Raw genomic sequence first — 20,503 nt, 5'->3', positions numbered from 1 at the left:
GGTCCGTACCGCCAGTTCAGGTCAGTGCCGGCTCCTCGGCTGGCATCGCATGAATCGCCGGTGCTTCACGGGGCAGCAGGATGGTGAAGCGGGTCCCCTGCCCCGGCCAGGACTGGACGGACACCGTACCGCCCAGTGGACCGGTGACCGTGTTGAACACGATGTGCAGGCCAAGGCCCGAACCGCCCTGCCCCCGCTTTGTGGTGAAGAAGGGATCAAACACCTTCGACAGATGTTCCGGTGCGATGCCGGCGCCGTCGTCGATGAAGTCGATTCGCACCCGCTCGGTCCCATCCGGCTGCGCGGTGATCCGGATCGTGCCGGCCGGCCTATCCCCCGTCCGGTCGCCGTCGCCATAGGCGTGGACGACGGCATTGATCACCAGATTGGTCAGCACCTGCCCCAGGGCGCCGGGGAAGCTGTCCATCGTCAGTTCGTCGTCACACTCCACCGCCACCTTCAGGTTCGTGCGCTTCAGCCGCGGGCGGAGCGAGAACAGCAGTTCGCGGATATAGCTGCCCAGTTCGAACACCCGCCGGTCGCCGGAAGACTGGTCGACCGCCACCTGCTTGAAGCTCTGCACCAGCGAGGCGGCTCGGTCGATGTTGGCCATCAGCAGGCGGCTGCTCTCGCTCAACCCATCCAGGAACTCCAGGAATTCCGACCGGCGCAGGGTGTTGCCGGTGAAACGGTCGCGCAGGATCTGCGCCTGTTCGCCGATGTGGCTGGCCGCCGTCAGGCCGATGCCGATGGGCGTGTTGATCTCGTGCGCGACACCCGCCACCAACTGGCCGAGCGAGGCCATCGTTTCGGCCTGGATCAGGCTTTCCTGTGCCTCGCGCAGGTCCGCCAACGCCTGCTCCGCCTCCTCCCGCGCCTGAACCATCGCCGACTCGGCGGCCTTCCGGTCGGTGATGTCGTAAAGCCAGGTCAACAGGGCCGATTCGCCGTCCAGTTCGATGCTGTTCCAGGACGACAAAACCCAGACGACGCTGCCGTCGGGCCGGCGGAAACGGATTTCGGCATTGCGGAAGGGTCCTTCGCGGTCGAATCGGGCGATCAGCGCGGCGCGGTCGGCGGGATCGGCATAGAGATCGGCCACCGGCGTGCGCATCAACTCGGTCCGGCTGCGCCCCATCAGCCGCACGGATTGGGCATTGCAGAACAGCCAGCGGCCATCGCGGGTGGTGACGTTGACCGCGATCGGCGCCGCCTCCATGATCTTCAGCAGCCGTTCCTCGCTGGCGCGCAGCCGCTCCTCCTGCCGGCGGGCTTCGGTGATGTCGGTCATGATGCCGGCATAGCGCACTGCCCGCCCGGTCTCGTCGCGAAAGGCGCGGCCCTTGGCGGCGATCCACACCCAGCCGCCGCCCTCGTGGCGCAGGCGGTAGGAATAGGCGTAGCTGGTCGTCTCCCCCGCCAGATGCGAGGCAATGTGGGCCAGCACCCGCTCGCGATCGTCCGCGTGCAGCCGCTTTTCCCAGAAGTCCGGCGGCATCGGCGGCCGCGTGCGATAGCCCAACATACGCGGGAAGGTATCCGACCACCAGCAGGTGCCGGCTACCAGATCGGCATCCCACACGGCGGCGCCGGTCGCCTCCAGAGCCATCTCCAGCCGTTCGCCGATGTCCGGTTCATGGATGGCCGGTCCCGGCGCAGTGTGCCGGCGGGCGGACCGACGCCCGGCGAGAAGGCCCAGCAGCATCCCCAGCAGACCACCGGCGGCAACACCCGCCAGCGCCACCATCTCCGGTTCTGCCGCCATGGAACCTCCGCCGTTTCCAGCACTGTGGCGATAGTAACCGGGAAAATTCAACTGGGGCTTTTCCGCATCGCCGCGCGTCACCCAAGAAAAAAGCCTCTCCCGCGGGGGAGAGGCTTTCTTTCGGACAATACGGCGATTGCGCACCGCCAAAGGGGTGCGGTCGCTTACCCCTTCAGCTTCTTGGTGAGAATCTCGTTGACCATCGCCGGGTTGGCCTTGCCCTGCGTCGCCTTCATCACCTGACCGACGAAGAAGCCGAACAGCTTGTCCTTGCCGCTGCGGAATTCCGCCACCTTGTCGGGATTGGCGGCCAGAACGGCGTCGATCGATCCTTCGATGGCGCTGGTGTCGGTGACCTGCCGCAGACCCTTCTTCTCGACGATGTCGGCAGCCTTCTCGCCGGTCTCGAACATCGTCTCGAACACTTCCTTGGCGATACGGCCGGAAATGGTGTTGTCGGCGATCAGGTCGATCAGCCCGCCGAGATTCTCGGCGGACACCGGGCTCTCCTCGATCTCCTTGCCGGCCTTGTTCAGATAGCCGAACAGTTCGCCGGTGACCCAGTTGGACGCCAGCTTCGGATCGCGGCCCTTCGCCACCGCCTCGAAATAGTCGGCCTTCGACTTCTCCGACACCAGCACGCCGGCGTCATAGACCGACAGCTTGTAGTCTTCGATGAAGCGGGCCTTCTTGTCGTCCGGCAGTTCGGGCAGCGTCTTCTTGATGTCCTCCACCCAGTCCGCATCGAGTTCGAGCGGCAGCAGGTCGGGATCGGGGAAATAGCGGTAGTCGTGCGCCTCTTCCTTCGACCGCATGGAGCGGGTCACGAACTTGGTCGTGTCCCACAGCCGGGTCTCCTGGTCGATCTTGCCGCCTTCCTCGATGATCTCGATCTGGCGGCGCGCCTCATACTCGATGGCCTGCATGACGAAGCGGATCGAGTTGACGTTCTTGATCTCGCAGCGGGTGCCGAAGGGGTCGCCCGGCTTGCGCACCGACACGTTGACGTCGCAGCGCATGGAGCCTTCCTCCATGTTGCCGTCGCAGGTGCCGAGATAGCGCAGGATCGACCGCAGCTTGCGCACGTAGGCGCCCGCCTCCTCCGAGCTCCGCATGTCGGGTTCCGACACGATCTCCATCAGCGCCACGCCCGACCGGTTCAGGTCGATGTAGGTCTTGGACGGGTGCTGGTCGTGCAGCGACTTGCCGGCGTCCTGTTCCAGGTGCAGGCGCGTGACGCCGACGGTGCGGCTGGTGCCGTCCGGCAGGTCCAGCACGATCTCGCCCTTGCCGACGATCGGCTGCAGGAACTGGCTGATCTGGTAGCCCTGCGGCAGATCGGCGTAGAAGTAGTTCTTGCGGTCGAAGACCGAGTTCAGGTTGATCTGCGCCTTCAGGCCCAGCCCCGTCCGGACCGCCTGTTCGACGCAATATTCGTTGATGACGGGCAGCATGCCGGGGAACGCGGCGTCGACGAAGCTGACCTGGCTGTTCGGCGCGGCCCCGAATTCGGTGGCGGAGCCGGAGAACAGCTTCGCGTTCGAAATCACCTGGGCATGGACCTCAAGCCCGATCACGACTTCCCAATCGCCCGTTTCACCCTGGATGTACGACATCGTTCCGCTCTTCGACGTTCACGGCACGGGACGGGCCATGGACCGCCGCGAAAACGGGCGCCCCGGCCATACCCTTGGAATCCTGTTTCTTCTAACGCCCTTTGCGCCCGCGCGCACGCTTTATCGCGCCGCGGCTTTCCTACCTCCATTGTGCGGCCCGCCACAGACGTTCCGTTAACCCTCGGGCAAGCTTTGACCGCCACGCTGAACAGGTAGAGCGGGGAGGTCGTGATGTCGGTTCAAGCGCTGGTGCGGAAGATTGGGTTCGGTGTGGCTCTGGGCGGGCTGGTGATGGCAGGTGCCGCGATCAGCCATGCCGCCACCCAGCCGGCCGCCACGCGCCCGGCCAGCGTCTCGCTCGCCCCGGTGACCGTCAACCCGGCGCCCGCGGCTCCGGCCTCCGCCGAGTTCCCCGACGCCATCCTGTCGCGCAGCGATCAGGGCGATGCCACGGTCCTGCGGCTGGACGGCATCATCACGCCGGGGGCGGAGCGCCGCTTCGTCGACGCCCTGCACGCCCTGCCCGCAAGCCGTCCGGTGGTGGTCGAACTGTCGAGCCCCGGCGGCTTCACGGCGGCGGGATACCGCATGATCGACGCGGTGCTGGCAGAGCGCCAGGGCGGCCGTCCGATCGCTACCCGGGTGCGCGACGGCGACTCTTGCGAAAGCATGTGCGTCGGCCTCTATCTGGCCGGCTACCCCCGCTATGCGGCCCCCCGCGCCGAGTTCATGGTCCATGCCCCGCGCATGGCGGAGAACGGCCGGATGACCATGCGGTCCACCCAGGCGATGGTGCAGCGGCTGGTGTCGCTCGGCGCCTCCCCGGCCTGGATCCAGCGCGTGACGGCGGCGGGCGGCTTCTCCGGCACCCGCGACTATCGCGAGACCGCCGACCGCCTGACCGCCGACGGCGCCAACATCGTCACCGACCTGCTGCGCTGACCGGCTCCTCCGCTACCATTTCCGGCGAGCGGCCGACGATCCGCTCATAGACCTCCGGGTCGGTCGCCCCCTCGGTCCCGAACACCAGCACCCGGGCGTCGGGCGCAAGGCCGAGCGCGAGCCGTACATCGTCATGTGCCGCGGCGCAGAGCAGCCCGGCCAGCCCGGCCACGCCCGATTCGCCCGCCACGATCGGCCGGCCGCCATGCTTGCCGTCGGCCAGCTTGCGCATGGCGGTGACGGCGCCCTCGTCGGGAATCGTCAGGAAATCGTCGGCTCCGCGCTCCAGGATTGCCCAGGCCAGCAACGAGACCTCGCCGCAGGCGAGCCCGGCCATCACCGTGTCCAGGTCGCCCTCCGACCGCGTCGGACGGCCGGCGACGGCGCTCTGGTACAGGCAGTCGGCGTTGTGCGGCTCCACCACCACGAAGCGCGGACGCTGGCGCCCCCAGCTTTCCCACAAATGGCCGCAGACAGCCGCCGGCAGGCTGCCGACGCCGCCCTGTACGAAGACGTGGGTCGGCCGTTCGCTGGCGGGGAGTTGCGAGATCGCCTCCTCCACCATCACGGTGTAGCCCTGCATCACGTCGCGCGGGACATCCATATAGCCGGTGTAGGAGGTGTCGGAGACGACGAACCACCCATGCTCCGCCGCTTCGGCGGCGGCCCGGCGCACGGCATCATCGTACGGTCCGTCCACCACAACCACCCGCGCCCCGTACGCCTCGATCGCCGCACGGCGTCCGGGCGAGCAGGCGGCCGGCACATACACGACGCAGTTGCAGCCGAACACCTGCGCGCCCCAGGCCACCGAACGGCCGTGGTTGCCGTCGGTCGCGGTGGTCACGGTCAGTGTACGCGTCACCTGGGCATAGCGGCCGACGACGAGATCCAGCGCCGTCACCGGCACGCCCGGCACCCGCGCCGTCACCTCCCGCGCCAGCAGCCGGAGCACGGCATAGGCGCCGCCCAGCGCCTTGAAGCTGCCCAGCGCGAAGCGGGCGCTTTCATCCTTGTACCAGAGCCGGTCGATCCCGGCCTCCCGCGCCAGACCCGGCAGGGAGCGCAGCGGCGTCGGAGCGTAGCCGGGCCAGGCGCCGATCTCCGCCATCGCCTCTTCGAAGGCGGCGCGGCTCAGGATTGCGCGTTCGGATGGGCCGTAGGCCCGCTCATGGTCGGCGCGCGGGTTCGAATGGAGGCGCGGCAGGCAGGAGGATGGGGAGACCGCTTGGTGGGGCATGGCTTCGCTCTCCGGGCCGGCCGGTGGGCGACGCCGTCCGCGACGGCACATCCCGCGACCGCGAACAACGAGACCAGATGCCATCGCCCGCCGTCAAGACTCCAGCGTGAGCGCGGCTGCTACCGAATGAAGCATCGACAGAATAAACGACGGCGAGGAAGGAATGCGGCGGTCAGCGCTTCCATTCGCGGCTGGACTTGATGAAGTCGGTCAGGGTAACGCCGATCTTGTCGTCGATGATCGCCACTTCGCCGCGGGCGACCAGAACGCCTTCGACATAGACGTCGGTCGGATCCTTCAAATGGCGGTCGAGTTCGACGACGGCGCCGCGGCCAAGCTTCAGCAGGTCGCGGACGCGGAGCATGGCGGTGCCGATGACGACCTTGATCTCCACCGGCGCGTCGCCGATGGCGAAGGACGAGGCATCGCCGTCGTTGGGATCGGGCGCGCCGAGCAGGTCGTCGATGTTGGCCATGGATGTCCAAGCTCCCGCGCCGCGAGGGGGCGCCATTTACACGAACGGCTTACTCTACACCCCGGACGGGTGGGCGGGCAACGCCACCGACCGGCGGGTTTTGCGACAAGATTGGGCTTTCCCCGCCCCGGAGCTTCGCCCAAACTGTCGGACCGCCCGCCACGGCGGGCATCCGCCATCTTGCCGGATCATTCGTTACGATTGAGTAACGACGTCTGCAACGCAATGGCAGCGACCAACTGGAACCGGGTTCACCGTGATGACCGACAGCAGCAATTCCCCGCTTGTGGACGTTTCCTGGCTGAAAAGCAGGCTCGACAGCCCCGGCATCGTCGTCCTGGACGTGCGGACCCCGCCGAACGACGGCTTCATTCCGGGAGCGGTTCATTCCGACTATGCAACAGCTGGCTGGCGGACTGTGGTCGGCGGAGGGGCCGGAATGCTGCCGGAACCGGCAGTGCTGGAGGGGCTGATCGGTGGTCTCGGCATCGGCAATGGCGACCATGTGGTCCTGGTGGCGGCCGGCGCCAACGCGTCTGACATGGGCAACGCCACCCGCGTCTACTGGACCTTCAAGATGCTGGGCCACGAGGCGGTGTCGGTTCTGGACGGCGGTTTCGCCGCCTGGACCGCGGCCGGCGGTCCGGTTAAGCCGCTGCAGGCGGAACGCAAGCCGGCGACCTTCACCGCGCATCCGCGCACCGATCTGCGCGCCACCGTGGCGGATGTTGAGGCGGCAATGAAGGAAGGAACCGCGCCGCTGCATGATGCCCGCTCCGCCGAGCAGTTCGCCGGCAAGGCCAAAAGCCCGCAGGCCCGTGCCGCCGGCACCATCCCTGGCGCCGTCAATCTGGACATCGCCCCGCTCTTCTCCGCGGCGGACCATCGCTTCGCTTCGGCCGAAACGGTGAAGGCGTTGGCCGGGCAGGCCGGGCTGCCGCTGCAGGACCAGCCCATCACCTTCTGCAACACCGGCCACCTCGCCTCGGTGTCCTGGTTCGCGCTGAGCGAGATCGCCGGCGTGCCCGGCGTTCGGCTCTATGACGGCTCCATGTCGGAATGGAGCGCCGACCCGGAACGTCCGCTGCAGAGCGAGGGCTGACTCACGACTTGGCGCGACGGCGGCGCAGACGGCCAATGTCGCTGCGCCGCACCAGCCCCAGCAGCACGGCAGCGATGGCGTAGACCGCCAACCCGACCACCGCCAGCACCAGCAGCCCACCCAGCCGCTCGAATAGCCCGGTGGCACCCAGCCAAGGCGCCAGCCGTTCGGTCGCCAGCCACAGGACGCCGGCCATGGCGGACGCTGCGAGCACCATGCGCGGCAGGTTGCGGGTCAGGCGCGCATCGGCCCGGAACAGGCCGCGCCGGTGCAGCAGCAGCGCCAGCAGACCGGCATTCACCCAGGCGCCGACGGAGGTGGCGACCGCAAGCCCGACCTGGGCCAGCGGCCCCATCAGCGCAAGCTTCAGCGCCACATTGATGCCGACCGCCACCAGCGCCACCCGCACCGGCGTCGCCGTGTCCTGACGGGCATAAAATCCGTTGACGAGGCTGCGGATCACCACGAAGGCCGGCAGACCCAGCGCATAGGCCTGCAGGGTGAGGGCGGAGGCCGCGGCGTCCGACGGGCCGAAGGCGCCGCGCTGAAACAGCACCGACAGGATCGGCGTGCCCGCGACCAGGAAGGCGATGGCCGCCGGCAGGGTCAGCACCAGCGACAGCTCGATGGCCCGATTCTGGCTGTCGACCGCGCCGGCTTCGTCACCGCTCTTGATCCGCCTGGACATTTCCGGAAGCAGAACGGTCCCGACGGCGATGCCGATCACCCCCAGCGGCAGTTGGTTCAGCCGGTCGGCATAATAGAGGTAGGACACCGCACCCGTCGGCAGGGCCGAGGCGATCAGCGTGTCGGCGAACAGGCTGATCTGCGTGAGGCCCGACCCCAACGCCGCCGGCCCCAGAACCGTCAGGAAGCGCTTCACGTCCGCCGACAGGCGCGGCATCACCGGCCGCAGGGTCATGCCGGCCCGCCGCGCATCCCAGGCCAGATAGAGATACTGCGCGACGCCCGCCGCCAGGACGCCCCAGGACAGCGCATGGCCGGCACTGGGCATCAGCGGGGTTCCCACCACCAGCGCCGCGATCAGGCAGAGGTTCATCAGGATGGGTGCTGCGGCAGCCGCCCCGAAGCGGCTCATGCTGTTCAGCACGCCGCCATAGAGCGACACCAGCGAGATGAGCAGCAGGTAGGGGAAGGTGATGCTGGTGAACAGCACCGCCAGCCGGAACTTCTCCGGGTCGTCGGCGAAGCCGGGGGCGAAGACCGTCATGAACTGCGGCATGAAGGCCAGCACCGCCAGCAGCAGCACCATCTGCACGATGACCAGCAGGGTCATCACCTCGTCGGCGAACCGGCGGGCGGATGCTGCGCCGTCCTGCACCAGCTTGCCCGAGAACAGCGGCACGAAGGCGGAGTTGAAGGCGCCCTCCGCGAACAGGGCGCGGAAATGGTTCGGCAGCCGGAAGGCGACGAAGAAGGCGTCGGCCACCGGCCCGGCACCGAGCAGCGCCGCGGTCAGCACGTCGCGCAGGAAACCGAGCACCCGGCTGGCCAAGGTCAGGCCGCCGACGGACAGGATATGACGGAACACGATGGCTGGGTCGCTCTTGTGGTGCAGGTTTAGCCCGGCGGCATCCTAGCGATGCGCCCGCGTTCGTCATAGGATCGCGACCCGCATTCGTCCAGAACGCATCTTCCGACATCACAGGCCGAAGGCCCCGACATGCCGCAGCAGCAAGCCCTCCCCCTGACCTATCTGGAAGCCGGCGAAGCCAATGGCGGAACGCCGATGCTGGTCCTGCACGGCCTGTTCGGCTCGGCCCGCAACTGGCAGACGCTGGCCCGCCGCTTCGGCGAATCGCGCCGGGTCTATGCGCTGGACCTGCGCAACCACGGCGGCGCGCCCTGGGCCGAGGGCATGAGCTACCCGGAGATGGCGGCCGACGTGCTGCGCTTCCTGGACGACCGCGGCTTCGCCCGCGCCACCGTCGTCGGTCATTCCATGGGCGGCAAGACGGCCATGGCGCTGACCCTTGCCCATCCGGAGCGGGTGGAGCGGCTGGTGGTCGCCGACATCGCTCCCGTTGCCTACACCCACACCCACGCCCCCTACGTCGCCGCGATGAAGGCCGCGAAGCTGGAGGGCGTCACCCGCCGGCCGGAAGTGGAGGCGCAGTTGGCCGATGCCGTGCCGGAGGCGCCGCTGCGCTCCTTCCTGATGCAGAATCTGGTGCTGGAGAACGGCGTCTTCTCCTGGCGGATCAACCTCGATTCCATCGGCGCGAACATGGAGGGGCTGATCGGCTTCCCCGATTTCGCGGGCGCCCGATATGAAGGCCCTGCTCTGTTCATCGGCGGCGGCGCGTCCGACTATGTCCGGCCGGAGCATCACGACGCCATCCGCCGCCATTTCCCCAAGGCGGAAATCCGCATGATCGAGGGGGTCGGCCACTGGCTGCATGCCGAACGCCCGACCGAATTCGCGGCGATGGTGGAGGGATTCCTCTGATTTCCGCGGCAAAACTCCGCATTTTCGCGTGGTTGTAAGCCGAAGCAGATATTGCATCGCCCGGACGTCGGGGCTATCAAGCCTGCGCGCCCCAAAACGCGGCCCGCGACCATAACGCGGCTGCCTTTCCTCGAAGGATCGACCCACCATGAGCGTCATCACCGAGATTCACGCCCGCGAAATCCTGGACAGCCGCGGCAACCCGACCGTGGAAGTGGACGTTGCGCTGGACAGCGGCGCCTTCGGCCGCGCCGCGGTGCCGTCGGGCGCCTCCACCGGCGCCCATGAGGCGGTCGAGCTGCGCGACGGCGACAAGGGCCGCTTCGGCGGCAAGGGCGTGCTGAAGGCGGTCGAATCCGTCAACGGCGAGATCTACGACGCGCTCGCCGGCCTGGACGCCGACGACCAGCGCGCCATCGACCTCGCCATGATCGACCTGGACGGCACCGAGAACAAGGGCCGCCTGGGCGCCAACGCCATCCTGGGCGTGTCGCTGGCGGTCGCCCGCGCCGCCGCCGAGGATGCCGGCCTGCCGCTCTACCGCTATGTCGGCGGCGCCTTCGCCTCGCTGCTGCCGGTGCCGATGATGAACATCATCAACGGCGGCGCCCATGCCGACAACCCGATCGACATCCAGGAATTCATGATCATGCCGGTGGGTGCCGAAACCGGCGCCGACGCCATCCGCATGGGTTCCGAGATCTTCCAGTCCCTCAAGAAGAAGCTGAAGGACGCCGGCCACAACACCAATGTCGGCGACGAGGGCGGCTTCGCCCCCAACATCGGCTCCACCGACGAGGCGCTCGGCTTCGTCATGAAGGCCATCGAGGCCGCCGGCTACAAGCCGGGTGACGACGTCATGCTGGCGCTCGACGCCGCCTCGACCGAGTTCTTCAAGAACGGCAAGTACGAGCTGGCCGGTGAGGGCAAGTCGCTGTCGCCGGAGCAGATGGTCGCCTACTGGTCCGATCTGGTCGGCCGCTTCCCGATCATCTCGATCGAGGACGGCATGGCGGAGGACGATTGGGAAGGCTGGAAGGCGCTGACCGACGCCATCGGCAACAAGGTGCAGCTGGTCGGCGACGACCTGTTCGTCACCAACCCCAAGCGTCTGGCCCAGGGCATCAAGCAGGGCGTCGCCAACGCCATCCTGGTCAAGGTCAACCAGATCGGCACGCTGTCGGAGACGCTGGAAGCGGTCGATATGGCGCACAAGGCCGGCTACACCGCCGTGCTGTCGCACCGTTCGGGCGAGACCGAGGACAGCACCATCGCCGATCTCGCCGTCGCCACCAACTGCGGCCAGATCAAGACCGGCTCGCTGAGCCGTTCGGATCGTCTCGCCAAGTACAACCAGCTGATCCGCATCGAGGAGCAGCTGGGCGTCGCCGCCCGCTTCGCCGGCCGCGGCATCCTGAAGGCTTGATGGTCTTAGGGTAGGAAAAAGCCCCTCTCCGGGAAGCCGGAGAGGGGCTTTTTTCATGGCTGGGTGCGGGCTTCGGGTGCCCCCTCCCCGACCCTCCCCCGCTCTCGGCCGGCCGAAGGCCGGTCCGATCGCGGGAGAGGGAGTAAAGCGCGAGAGCGGCAGAGTTCCCTCTCCCACCGAAGGTGGGGGAGGGTTAGGGAGGGGGCACCACCCGCCGAACCTCACTCCCCGGCGAGCGCGCCGATCATCTTGCGGACGGCGGTCATCTGGAAGCCGCCCTTGCGGGCGAAATCGTAGCCGGTGTAGCCGAACCAGTCCCAGCAGGCCTTGGGGTTGGAGGACGGCTTGGCGTTGGCGTCGATCTGCGGGTACAGCACGACGATGTTGTTGACGTCGGCCCAGCGGTTGTAGCCGGCATTCACGGCGAAATGATCGCCGATCAGGTTCGACGCCATCTTGCAGCCATGGAAGGCGACATGGATGCGGCAGGTCTGCTTGCCGCCCTCGCAGGCTTCCGGAACATAGATGTAGCCGGTCTTGGCCATGCCGCTGCGGCTGGTGTCGCCGACGAAGGGGGCCTGGTTGAACAGCTGCGGCTGCCGGGCCGCGGCGGGGGCGTTCGGGGTCTTGGCGTCGGCGTAGAAGAAGCGGACGATGGCTCCCGCCTGGTCGTACTGGCAGTTGTTGATGTATTCGCTCTTCTCATCCTCTTTCGGGATGAAGTCGCAGGCGGCGCCATAGCCGTCGGTGATGTAGGCATGCGCCGCTTTCGGGAGCTTCACATAAGTGAAGTTGGCGTCCGCCACGCCCAGCGCCTTGTAGAACTGCTCGGTGGCGTCGGCGACCGGGCGCTTCACCGTCAGGTCGTTGTCGCCGTTGAACAGGTAGATCTTCGACTGCGCCATGTTGGACAGCGAATCGATGTCCTTCGACTTCTCGCGGGCCTTGGCGTTGGCGACCAGCGCGTCGACATTCGGCGCGCCCATCGCCACGTCCATGCAGCGCTTCAGCGCCACCACCGCCGGGGCGATGCCGCCTTCCGACACCTCGGCACAGGCATAGGGGCCGCCGGCGACGAGACCGGCCGCCTTGACCAGACCCGAATAGGCGACCTGGAACTGGCCGGCCATGTAGGCGCCGGAGGAAATGCCGGACACCGTGGTCTGCGCCGGATCGATCTTCAGCCTCAGATCGGACAGCTTGATCTGAGCGCTGTTTTGCGCCGCAGCGGGAAGCGGCGCGAGAGCGACGAACACCGCCAGCGCCGATTTCAAAATGACTTTATTGGAAATGGTCATGGGAGGGTCACCTTTGCCCTGCAAGGGTTGTCAACATCGCATGGACAGCGGCGATCTGCGCCCCGCCCTTCGTCGCGTAATCCGTCCCCGTCGTGCCGATCCAGTCCCAGCAGGCGATCGGGTCCGCCGAACGGCGGGGCGACAGCTGCGGGTAGAGCACGATCAGATTGTTGTTGGCCGCCCAGCGGTTGAAGCCGGCGCCGGTGGTCACCGCGTCGCCGACCTCCGCCGCGGACTGGCGGCATCCATGAAAGACGATGTGCACGGCGCAGGCCGATCCCCCCGCACAGGCCGGCGGCACATAGACGTAGCCGGCCGGCGCCAGACCGGTCCGTTCCGGATCGCCGAAAGGCGTCTGGTCGAAGGGGCTGGCCGCCGGCAGATCCGGGGCAGGCGGATTCAGGCCGCCATAGATATGCGACAGGATCCGTCCGGCCTGGTCGTAGTCGCCGCAGGCGTTGACGTAGGGGCTGCGGTTGGCGTTGCAGTCGTTGGGCGCGCCCGGTGAGATGAAGCCGTTGCCGGCCTCCAGACCCGCTTCCAGGCGGATCCGGTTCGCCGGGACGCGGGCGGCGCGGTAGAAGGCCTCTGCCTCCTCCACCGCCTTGCGGTTCACCACCATGTCGGCACGTCCGCTAAACAGGTAGACCTGGGCCTCCGGCAGACGGTCGAGCGGATCGATCGCCCCGGCGGCGGCCAGCGGCTGCGCCGCCTCGTACAGCGACTGCCCGCGCGGCCAAAGCGCGTTGCCCTGCATGCAGGACGCCGCCAGCAGTGGATTCTCCGCGGCACAGAGGAAGGGGCCGCCGGCAACCAGGCCGACGCCCGTGATCTCGGTGGAATGGGCGACATGGAACTGGAGCGCCATGAAGGCACCCGCCGCCAGCCCCGACGCCGAGCTCTTCTCGATGACGACCTTGCGCGGCAGGAGCGGCGGTACCGGCTCACCGGCCCTGGCGCCCGGCCCGTCAGCGAAAACAGCAAGCAACGTCAGCGCCGCAATCCATGCAACCAGGAAATTCCGGGCCTGCCGATTCGATGCCACCTGATACGCCCCATCCGCGGTATTCGATGCGGAAGGTAGCAAGGGAACGACATTTGTCTACCGAAAAGGATTCGACGCCATCCGATGCACGCGCATGCAGGACGCTTCACAACCGGAAGGCTTCCGAATGGTGCTCAATGCCTTTCGGTGGGCACGGAAAAGGCCGGCGGAGCCCCAGCCCCGCCGGCCTTCCATCATCGGTCGCCGAATCGGCGGCTTCAGCCGCGCAGATAGGCCAGCACGTTCTCCGGCGAGGATTCGCCGTAGGGATCGCCGTTCTCGCCGTCGTCGTTGATGCCGGGCTCCTCGAACCACTTCTCGACAACGCCGTCCTTGACCACCATGGCGTAACGCCAGGACCGGAAGCCGAAGCCCAGATGATCCTTGTCGATCAGCATGCCCATGCGGCGGGTGAAGTGGCCCGATCCGTCGGGGATCAGCTTGACCTTCTTCAGGTTCAGGCTCTTGCCCCACTGGAACATGACGAAGGCGTCGTTGACGCTGAGGCAATAGACCTCGTCGACGCCGAGATCCTTGAACTCGTCGTAAAGCCGTTCGAAGGCCGGGCATTGCTCGTTGGAGCAGGTCGGCGTGAAGGCGCCGGGCAGGGAGAACAGAACGACGCGCTTGCCCTGGAAAAGTTCGTCGCTGGCCACGTCCTGCCAGCGGAACGGATTGGGGCCGTCCACGCTTTCGTCGCGCACACGGGTCTTGAACACCACCGAGGGGACCTTGCGCCCTTCCATCCTCATCTCCGAATATGGTTTCGACTGTGTCGGCCAATGGGGTGAGCCGCGCCGCATCCGCACCCTCCGGGTCCGACGCCGGCCACGATAACGGCTCCCCCCGCCTCCTCCAACCGGCAATAAGTCATGCACCCCCTTCCGGCAAAATGCCGCAAGTCTGACCGTAAGAGCAGCCAAGACAGGGGTAGAGCTGCGCAAAAGTGGTGGCATCCCGTGGCAATCCTGTGACGCCCCCGGATGTTAAGGTCCCATTTACCAAGATCGCGTTCCCTAAGCTCGCCTGCATCCAGTGGGCACTGTGCCGACCGGTGACAATTGGAGGGCTGTTTATGCCTATTTCGACCAAGTCCAACACTACGCAAGGGACCGGCATCGATAAGCCGGAAGCGGCTTTCAACCGCGGCTATTTTACCAGGGTACTTGTTAGTACATTTATCTTCAGCGCCACCATCAATGCTCTGATGCTGGCAATGCCGCTTTATTCGCTTCAGGTGTTCAGCCGGGCCATTCCGTCCGGCAACTACGACACCCTGGTCATGCTGACCCTCATCGTGGTCATCGCGCTGACGCTGAGCGGCGTGCTGGAAATGGTGCGCTCGCGCCTGCTGGCCCGTGCCGGCAACGCGCTGGAGGTGCGGTGGCGCCGCCGGCTGACCGCCGACGCCCTGGACGCCGCCGGCCGCGGCCGTCCGGACAATGGCCCGCTCGCCGACCTGATGGAGCTGAAGGGCGCCTTCGGCCGTCCGTCGCTGCCGGCGCTGATGGACCTTCCCTGGGCTCCGCTCTACGTCATCGGCATCTACGTGATCCATCCGATGCTGGCGCTGGTCCTGGTCGTGTCGATGGCGATCATGGCGGTGATGGGCTGGATCGGCTATGTGGCCGTCAAGGACGTCAATGACGAGAGCAAGCTGCCGGCCGGCCGCGCCCAGAAGCTGTTCGAGGCCCTCGCCTCCCGCTCCGACACCGTGCGCGGCCTGCGCATGGGCGATACCGCGCTGGATGCCGTCAACCGCGACTTCCTGACCGCCAGCGCCCTGCAGAACCAGGGCTACGAGCGCAGCGCCTCCATCGGCGCCGCCACCAAGTGGGTCCGCATGGTCCTGCAGATCGCCGTGACGGGCATCGGCGCCTGGCTGGTGATCGAGCAGCACCTGTCCTTCGGCGGCATGATCGCCACCTCGATGCTGGTCGGCCGCGGCCTCGCCCCGATCGAACAGACCGCCGGCGCCTGGGGCGGGCTGGTCCGCTCCGCACAGGCCGTCCGCCGCCTGCTGCCGCTGCTGAAGCGCCTGTCGCGTGAGCCGGAGCGTCCCGCCGTCCCGGTGGAGAGCGAGCGCCTGACCGTCGAGAACCTGCTGTTCGTCTCCCCCCGCGACCAGAAGCCGATCCTGCGCAGCGTCAACCTGTCGATCGAGCCGGGCGAGACCGTCTGCATCGCCGGTCCCAACCGCTCGGGCAAGTCGGTCCTGGCCCGCCTGCTGGCCGGTGTCGCCCTCCCGTCGGCGGGAACGGTGCGGCTCGGCGGCCTGTCCGTCGCCACCCTGACCCCCGACGCTCCCGAACAGGGCATCGGCTACCTGCCGCAGCAGGTCGATCTCCTGCCCGGCAGCATCGCCGACAACATCGCCCGCTTCACCAGCGCCACCCGCGAACAGGTGGAAGAGGCCGCCAAGGCCGTCGGCATCCACGAGTGGATCGAAAGCCTCCCCATGGGCTACGAGACGGAGGTCAACGACCCGCTGTCCCCGATCACCGGCGCCAGCGCCCGCCTGATCGGCCTTGCCCGCGCCGCCTTCGGCCAGCCGCCGCTGATGGTGCTGGACGAGCCGACCGCCGGCCTGGACGAGCTGGGCATCAAGGCCGTCCGCGCCTTCGTGGCGGCCGCCAAGCAGCGCGGGGCGACCACCATCGTTATGACCCACGCCCCGGTCTTCGTCGATATGTCAGACCACACCTACGTCCTGAAGAACGGCATGGCGATGGAGCTGCCCCGTCCGGAGCAGCAGCAGGCCCAGCCCGGCGCCGTCAACCTCGCCCGCCTTCGCAATCTCGGCCCTCAGGCCGGTCCGTCCGCCGCCACGGCAGGGGCCGCCGGCTGACCGCCGGCACCGCCCCTGAGACCCGAGCATCCGGCCCCTTTTACCCGGCTGGCGACGCCCGACCCGACAGAGCCAAGGAAGTCCCATGACCACGATGACCACCAGTTTCCCCGCCCCGCTCTCCTCCGACACCGGTCCCGAGACCCCCGCCGGCAAGCCTTCGCGCAAGACCGCGACCATCACCTCGATCCATGCGCTGCGGGCGGCGATGCCGGAAACGGGCGTGCGCGGCCTGCTGCTGGGCGGCTTCCTGGTCCTGGCGGTCGGCTTCGGCGGCATGACCGGCTGGGCGGCGGTGGCCCCGCTGCACAGCGCCATCAGCGCCGTGGGCTCGCTGGCCCCGGAAACCGGCCGCAAGGTGGTGAAGAACACCGAGGGCGGCGTGATCAGCGCCATCCTGGTCAAGGAAGGCGACCGGGTCGAGGCGGGGCAGGTCCTGATGCGGTTGGACAGCACCGAGGCGCAGACCCGGCTGGAGATGCTGAACGTCGCCCTGTTCGACACGCTGGCGACCGAGGCGCGCCTGTCCGCAGAGATGTTCGAGAAGCCGGCGATCGAATGGCCGGCCGAGCTGGCCGCCCGCCGCGCCAAGGAGCCGGCGGTCGACAACGCCATGCGGAACCAGGAGAAGCTGTTCCAGGTTCGCCGCAACCAGCTGGAGACCGAGGCCAAGCTGACCCAGGACCGCATCGCCACGCTGGGCGACGAGGTGCGCAGCCTGGAACAGCAGCGCGCCTTCCTGGCCCGTGAGATCAAGCTGTCGGACGAGGACATCCAGATCACCCAGGGCCTGCTGGACCGCGGCAACTCCACCCGCACCAAGCTGGTCGCGGCTCAGAAGGAGAATGCCCAGCTGCACGCCCAGGACCATGCGCTGGAAGCCCGCATGTCCCAGTCGCGCCAGCAGGCGGTCGACGCCCAGGGCGATCTGGTCCGCCGCCGCAGCGACTTCCGCGAGAAGGTGCTGGTCGAGCTGGAAAAGTCCCGCGGCGACGCCCAGAAGCTGGTCGAGCAGATCCGTGACGCCAAGAACCGCCTGGACAACCGCACCATCAAGGCGCCGGATGCCGGCAACGTCGTGATCTACGGCCACCCGGCCGTCGGCGGCTCCATCACCGCCAACGAACCGGTGCTGGACATCGTCCCCGACGACAAGGCCCTGCTGGCCGAGGTCCGCATCCAGCCGAAGGACATCAAGTCGATGGCCGTCGACCTGCCGGTGAAGGTGCAGCTGACCGCCTATGACAGCCGCGTCGTCGGCACCATCGACGGCACCGTGTCCTACGTCTCGGCCGACCGCCTGACCGACAACGCCACCCGCCAGGACTATTATCTGGCCCGCATCCGCCTGAAGGACGCCGATAGCCACGAGGTTGGCCACCTGAAGATCAAGGCCGGCATGCCGGTGGAAGCCCGCATCGTGCTCTCCCCCCGCACCCCGCTGGACTACCTGATCCAGCCGCTGAGCCAGTCCTACGTGAAGGCGTTCATCCAGGAGTGATGGGTGGGAAGCTAGACCCCCACCCTAACCCTCCCCCGCTACGCAGGGGAGGGAACTCCGCTGCTCTCCCAAACAAGCACTTACCCCCTCCCCTGCCCAGCGGGGGAGGGTCGGGGTGGGGGCAATCGGAGCCGACACGCCCCACACAGAAAAGCCCCCGGCCATCCGGCACGGGGGCTTTTCCTTTACCCCAGACCCTCAGCTCCGCCCCGGCCGCAAATCCGGCCGTGGCGGGACCGCCATCGGGGTGGGAAGCGGTTCCGGCACCTGGATCGCCTCCGTCTGCTCCTTTGTGCGGCGAGATGCCGCACGGTCCTGCGCCAGACGGTCCATCGCCTGCTGGCGCTCCGCTTCCGTGGTCAGATCGGTCGGGCGCGCAGGCACGGTGCCCAGATTGGGATATTCCGTACGTTCACCGCTCATGCCGCGGATGGGCGACGTATTGTCGCTGACCGGCGAAGGCTGGCCAGTGACGGCGCCCAGAAGGCCGGTGTCCAGCGCCCGGTCGCTGCAGGCCGTCAGCCCGAAAACCATTGGCATTACAAAGATCAGGGTGCCGAACACCCGTCCGGTCGCCGCGATGCCCCGACCGCCTTCCTGACTGCCCGTCACCATCATCCTTCCCCGTGTCTGGCCGCGACGCCGCACTTGTGCGACGATCCGTGAAATGAAATGTTCACATCAGCGGTGTATGAGAGGTTCCGGATTTCTCCCGCACCGCACCAGAAGGCCGGACCGCCGCACGCCACCCACAGCGACATGGTGCAGAACGCCCGCTGATAACATCAACCGCAAGCCTGTATAGCCGCCCGTCCGCAAGGCCCAAAGCCCTATCTGGGCCATACGGACCATGGTGGCCGATACGACGTGACCGACGACGCGACACCCGCCCAAAGAAGAAGGACCGTGCACATGGCCGAGACCAAGGCCCCCCCTCAGGCTTCCACCCCGGCTTCCCCCCAGGTGCCCGACGTCAAGCTGCCCGACCCGGTCGAGATGTCGCGGGCGATGACCCGCATCGCCGAACAGAGCCAGCGGCTGGTTTCCGAATTCCTCGCGCGCCAGGCGTCCGACGGCGCCGGCCCGAAGAGCCCGGATCCGATGGGCGTCGGCCATGCCTTCCTCGAGATGACCACCCGCATGATGGCCGACCCGGCCAAGCTGATGCAGGCGCAGATGTCGCTGTGGCAGGACTACCTGACCCTGTGGCAGCGCACCACCCAGCGCTTCTTCGGGCAGGAGACGCAGCCGGTCATCGCCCCGGCCAAGGACGACCGCCGGTTCAAGGACGCCGCCTGGGACGAGAACACGCTGTTCGACTTCATCAAGCAGTCCTACCTGCTGAGCGCCCGGTGGATGCAGTCGACCGTCAATCAGGTCGAGGGGCTGGACGACCACACGGCCAAGAAGGTCGATTTCTACACCCGCCAGTTCGTCGACGCGATGGCGCCCTCCAACTTCGTCATGACGAATCCGGAGGTCCTGCGCGCCACCATCGAGAGCGGCGGCGAGAATCTGGTCAAGGGGCTGGAGCATCTGCTGAAGGATCTGGAGCGCGGCAAGGGCGAGCTGCGCATCTCCATGACCGACTACGACGCCTTCCAGCTGGGCAAGAACATCGCGGTCACGCCGGGCAAGGTCGTCTTCCAGACCAGCCTGATGCAGCTGATCCAGTACACGCCGACCACGCCGGACGTGAACAAGCGCCCGCTGATGATCGTGCCGCCCTGGATCAACAAGTTCTACATCCTGGACCTGCGCGAGAAGAACAGCTTCATCAAGTGGGCGGTCGACCAGGGCCACACCGTCTTCGTCCTGTCCTGGGTCAACCCGGACGAGACGCTGGCGGCCAAGGGCTTCGAGGACTACATGGTCGAAGGCCCGCTGGCGGCGCTGGACGCCATCCAGAAGGCGACCGGCGAGCGTGACGTCAACGCCATCGGCTATTGCCTGGGCGGCACGCTGCTGGCCTCGACGCTGGCCTACATGGCGGCCAAGAAGGACGACCGCATCAAGTCGGCGACTTTCTTCACCACCATGCTGGACTTCACCGAAGCCGGCGAGCTGTCCGTCTTCATCGACGAGGAGCAGCTGACCTTCATCGAAGGGCAGATGGCCGAACAGGGCTATCTCGACGGCTCCAAGATGGCGACCACCTTCAACATGCTGCGCGCCAACGACCTGATCTGGTCGTTCGTGGTCAACAACTACCTGCTGGGCAAGGATCCGTTCCCGTTCGACCTGCTGTACTGGAACGGCGACAGCACCCGCATGCCGGCGGCGATGCACAGCTTCTACCTGCGCAACATGTACCAGAAGAACATGCTGGCGCAGCCGGGGGCGGTGACGCTGAAGGGCGTTCCGATCGACCTGGGCAAGGTCAAGGTCCCGACGCTGTTCCTGTCGGCGCGCGAGGACCACATCGCCCCGTGGAAGAGCACCTACAGCGGCGCCCAGCTGTTCAGCGGCCCGGTCAAGTTCGTGCTCGGCGCCTCCGGCCACATCGCCGGCGTCGTCAACCCGCCGGCGGCCAACAAGTACTGCTACTGGACCAGCGACAAGCTGGCCAAGACCTCCGACGAGTGGCTGGAGAAGGCGACCCAGACCCCCGGCTCCTGGTGGCCGGAGTGGAACAAGTGGGTCGGCCAGTACGCCGACGGCAAGGTCCCGGCCCGGCAGCCCGGCGACGGCGCCCTCCCCGCCCTGGAAGACGCCCCCGGCTCCTACGTCAAGGTCAAGAACGAGTAAGCCCGACGAACGGGTTCCTATGATGAA

At 67.4% G+C, this 20,503-nt stretch carries 16 protein-coding genes; 7 read left to right on the top strand and 9 right to left on the bottom strand.

Translation table 11 applies throughout. From position 1 onward, the window contains the following. Window positions 1–16: 16 nt before the first annotated feature. Window positions 17–1,765 carry a PAS domain-containing sensor histidine kinase gene (locus ACWPKK_RS14310; RefSeq protein ID WP_452005180.1) on the bottom strand — a complete coding sequence of 583 codons (1,749 nt, stop codon included), beginning with the start codon at window positions 1,763–1,765 and terminating at the stop codon, window positions 17–19. 164 nt (window positions 1,766–1,929) lie between these two features. Then, window positions 1,930–3,381: an Asp-tRNA(Asn)/Glu-tRNA(Gln) amidotransferase subunit GatB gene (gene gatB, locus ACWPKK_RS14305; protein WP_149200153.1), complete on the bottom strand. Its 1,452-nt coding sequence runs from the start codon at window positions 3,379–3,381 to the stop codon at window positions 1,930–1,932. A gap of 231 nt (window positions 3,382–3,612) precedes the next feature. On the opposite strand from gatB, the gene ACWPKK_RS14300 reads away from it, so the two are divergent. Beyond that, the gene (locus ACWPKK_RS14300; protein ID WP_452005177.1) at window positions 3,613–4,323 is read left to right on the top strand and encodes a hypothetical protein; all 711 of its coding nucleotides are present in this window, start codon (window positions 3,613–3,615) and stop codon (window positions 4,321–4,323) included. Here ACWPKK_RS14300 and ACWPKK_RS14295 read toward each other — a convergent pair. Further along, complete coding sequence (locus ACWPKK_RS14295; protein ID WP_452005174.1) at window positions 4,304–5,563, bottom strand: diaminopropionate ammonia-lyase; 1,260 nt, start codon at window positions 5,561–5,563, stop codon at window positions 4,304–4,306. The two genes, ACWPKK_RS14300 and ACWPKK_RS14295, sit on opposite strands and share 20 nt — an antisense overlap. Window positions 5,564–5,735: 172 nt before the next feature. Beyond that, window positions 5,736–6,038, bottom strand: a complete 303-nt coding sequence (fliN, locus tag ACWPKK_RS14290) for a flagellar motor switch protein FliN (protein ID WP_014188019.1) — start codon at window positions 6,036–6,038, stop codon at window positions 5,736–5,738. Window positions 6,039–6,297: 259 nt separating this feature from the next. Between fliN and ACWPKK_RS14285 the strand changes: the two genes are divergently transcribed. After that, on the top strand, window positions 6,298–7,140 hold the full coding sequence (locus tag ACWPKK_RS14285; RefSeq protein WP_452005171.1) for a sulfurtransferase: 843 nt from the start codon (window positions 6,298–6,300) through the stop codon (window positions 7,138–7,140). A gap of 1 nt (window position 7,141) precedes the next feature. On the opposite strand, the gene murJ is transcribed toward ACWPKK_RS14285, so the two are convergent. Further along, window positions 7,142–8,692: a murein biosynthesis integral membrane protein MurJ gene (gene murJ / locus ACWPKK_RS14280; protein ID WP_452005168.1), complete on the bottom strand. Its 1,551-nt coding sequence runs from the start codon at window positions 8,690–8,692 to the stop codon at window positions 7,142–7,144. Window positions 8,693–8,824: 132 nt separating this feature from the next. Between murJ and ACWPKK_RS14275 the strand changes: the two genes are divergently transcribed. Further along, entirely contained in the window at window positions 8,825–9,610 is a 786-nt protein-coding gene (locus tag ACWPKK_RS14275; protein WP_452005165.1) for an alpha/beta fold hydrolase, read from the top strand. A 148-nt stretch (window positions 9,611–9,758) separates the two neighbouring features. Next, window positions 9,759–11,036 carry a phosphopyruvate hydratase gene (gene eno, locus ACWPKK_RS14270; protein WP_452005163.1) on the top strand — a complete coding sequence of 426 codons (1,278 nt, stop codon included), beginning with the start codon at window positions 9,759–9,761 and terminating at the stop codon, window positions 11,034–11,036. A gap of 221 nt (window positions 11,037–11,257) precedes the next feature. On the opposite strand, the gene ACWPKK_RS14265 is transcribed toward eno, so the two are convergent. The 3 genes from ACWPKK_RS14265 to ACWPKK_RS14255 form a co-directional block, all read right to left on the bottom strand. Next, the gene (locus ACWPKK_RS14265) at window positions 11,258–12,334 is read right to left on the bottom strand and encodes an extracellular catalytic domain type 2 short-chain-length polyhydroxyalkanoate depolymerase (protein ID WP_452005160.1); all 1,077 of its coding nucleotides are present in this window, start codon (window positions 12,332–12,334) and stop codon (window positions 11,258–11,260) included. A gap of 7 nt (window positions 12,335–12,341) precedes the next feature. Next, window positions 12,342–13,322 (bottom strand): extracellular catalytic domain type 2 short-chain-length polyhydroxyalkanoate depolymerase, encoded by a 981-nt coding sequence (locus ACWPKK_RS14260; RefSeq protein WP_452005158.1) that lies wholly within the window; start codon window positions 13,320–13,322, stop codon window positions 12,342–12,344. Window positions 13,323–13,597: 275 nt separating this feature from the next. After that, entirely contained in the window at window positions 13,598–14,125 is a 528-nt protein-coding gene (locus ACWPKK_RS14255; RefSeq protein ID WP_324869334.1) for a peroxiredoxin, read from the bottom strand. Between the two features lie 470 nt (window positions 14,126–14,595). Between ACWPKK_RS14255 and ACWPKK_RS14250 the strand changes: the two genes are divergently transcribed. Beyond that, complete coding sequence (locus ACWPKK_RS14250; RefSeq protein ID WP_452005155.1) at window positions 14,596–16,227, top strand: type I secretion system permease/ATPase; 1,632 nt, start codon at window positions 14,596–14,598, stop codon at window positions 16,225–16,227. An 85-nt stretch (window positions 16,228–16,312) separates the two neighbouring features. Then, window positions 16,313–17,728, top strand: a complete 1,416-nt coding sequence (locus ACWPKK_RS14245) for an HlyD family type I secretion periplasmic adaptor subunit (protein WP_452005153.1) — start codon at window positions 16,313–16,315, stop codon at window positions 17,726–17,728. A 198-nt stretch (window positions 17,729–17,926) separates the two neighbouring features. Here the strand turns inward: ACWPKK_RS14245 and ACWPKK_RS14240 are convergent, their stop codons facing one another. After that, the gene (locus tag ACWPKK_RS14240) at window positions 17,927–18,268 is read right to left on the bottom strand and encodes a hypothetical protein (RefSeq protein ID WP_452005150.1); all 342 of its coding nucleotides are present in this window, start codon (window positions 18,266–18,268) and stop codon (window positions 17,927–17,929) included. 372 nt (window positions 18,269–18,640) lie between these two features. Here ACWPKK_RS14240 and ACWPKK_RS14235 point away from each other — a divergent pair, with 372 nt between their 5' ends. Beyond that, window positions 18,641–20,476, top strand: a complete 1,836-nt coding sequence (locus ACWPKK_RS14235; protein WP_324869330.1) for a PHA/PHB synthase family protein — start codon at window positions 18,641–18,643, stop codon at window positions 20,474–20,476. The last annotated feature ends 27 nt before the right edge of the window (window positions 20,477–20,503 follow it).

It is taken from the genome of Azospirillum largimobile, assembly GCF_977007025.2.
This window is presented reverse-complemented; position numbering and strand designations above follow the sequence as displayed.

What these genes read in the sequence shown, in the direction of transcription:
- ACWPKK_RS14250 (WP_452005155.1), top strand. Translation starts at nt 14,596, where the DNA reads ATGCCGCTTTATTCGCTTCAGGTGTTCAGCCGGGCCATTCCGTCCGGC.
- gatB (WP_149200153.1), bottom strand. Translation starts at nt 3,381, where the DNA reads ATGTCGTACATCCAGGGTGAAACGGGCGATTGGGAAGTCGTGATCGGG.
- ACWPKK_RS14245 (WP_452005153.1), top strand. Translation starts at nt 16,313, where the DNA reads ATGACCACGATGACCACCAGTTTCCCCGCCCCGCTCTCCTCCGACACC.
- ACWPKK_RS14265 (WP_452005160.1), bottom strand. Translation starts at nt 12,334, where the DNA reads ATGACCATTTCCAATAAAGTCATTTTGAAATCGGCGCTGGCGGTGTTC.
- ACWPKK_RS14285 (WP_452005171.1), top strand. Translation starts at nt 6,298, where the DNA reads ATGACCGACAGCAGCAATTCCCCGCTTGTGGACGTTTCCTGGCTGAAA.
- eno (WP_452005163.1), top strand. Translation starts at nt 9,759, where the DNA reads ATGAGCGTCATCACCGAGATTCACGCCCGCGAAATCCTGGACAGCCGC.
- ACWPKK_RS14300 (WP_452005177.1), top strand. Translation starts at nt 3,613, where the DNA reads ATGTCGGTTCAAGCGCTGGTGCGGAAGATTGGGTTCGGTGTGGCTCTG.
- fliN (WP_014188019.1), bottom strand. Translation starts at nt 6,038, where the DNA reads ATGGCCAACATCGACGACCTGCTCGGCGCGCCCGATCCCAACGACGGC.
- ACWPKK_RS14235 (WP_324869330.1), top strand. Translation starts at nt 18,641, where the DNA reads ATGGCCGAGACCAAGGCCCCCCCTCAGGCTTCCACCCCGGCTTCCCCC.
- ACWPKK_RS14275 (WP_452005165.1), top strand. Translation starts at nt 8,825, where the DNA reads ATGCCGCAGCAGCAAGCCCTCCCCCTGACCTATCTGGAAGCCGGCGAA.
- ACWPKK_RS14240 (WP_452005150.1), bottom strand. Translation starts at nt 18,268, where the DNA reads ATGCCAATGGTTTTCGGGCTGACGGCCTGCAGCGACCGGGCGCTGGAC.
- ACWPKK_RS14310 (WP_452005180.1), bottom strand. Translation starts at nt 1,765, where the DNA reads ATGGCGGCAGAACCGGAGATGGTGGCGCTGGCGGGTGTTGCCGCCGGT.
- ACWPKK_RS14255 (WP_324869334.1), bottom strand. Translation starts at nt 14,125, where the DNA reads ATGGAAGGGCGCAAGGTCCCCTCGGTGGTGTTCAAGACCCGTGTGCGC.
- ACWPKK_RS14295 (WP_452005174.1), bottom strand. Translation starts at nt 5,563, where the DNA reads ATGCCCCACCAAGCGGTCTCCCCATCCTCCTGCCTGCCGCGCCTCCAT.